This window comes from [Mycobacterium] manitobense, from assembly GCF_025821665.1.
GTDB classification, from domain to species: Bacteria; Actinomycetota; Actinomycetes; order Mycobacteriales; family Mycobacteriaceae; genus Mycobacterium; species Mycobacterium arseniciresistens.
This window is the reverse complement of sequence record NZ_JACKSJ010000054.1, coordinates 1-340: the sequence shown is the minus strand read 5'-3', so window position 1 is coordinate 340 and position 340 is coordinate 1. Positions and strand designations below refer to the sequence as shown.

Genomic DNA, 340 nt, shown 5'->3' with positions numbered 1-340 from the left:
CCGGGCCGCCGGCAAGCTGCCCGCCGACTCGCCGCTGGTGCAGACCCCGGCGCGCAACCTGCCGCCGATCGAGTACCGGGACAGCCCGAACTTCTACAGCCCCAAGGTGTCCTGAGGGCGGGGACGGCTCAGCCGTCCCCGGCCGCGCCCTCGGCCATCAGCAGGGCCTCGGCCTTGTCCCGGGGATGCCCGGACCGCAGCAGCAGGGTGAGCAGCACCCGGGCCTTGAGCGCGGTCAGCTGGCCGGACGGAATGCAGCCGCGTCCGATCAGGTCCAGTTCGGCACCCGGTGAGCCATAGGTCTTTTCGAGTACCGCACCGGCCCGGGTGCGGGATGCGT

The 340-nt window shown here is 72.6% G+C and carries 2 pseudogenes; one reads left to right on the top strand and one right to left on the bottom strand.

What is annotated here, in order from left to right:
- Positions 1-115, top strand: a pseudogene (locus H7I41_RS30455) (oxygenase MpaB family protein); the annotation flags it as partial.
- A 13-nt stretch (positions 116-128) separates the two neighbouring features.
- On the opposite strand, the pseudogene H7I41_RS06850 reads toward H7I41_RS30455, so the two are convergent.
- Positions 129-340, bottom strand: a pseudogene (locus H7I41_RS06850) (hypothetical protein); the annotation flags it as partial.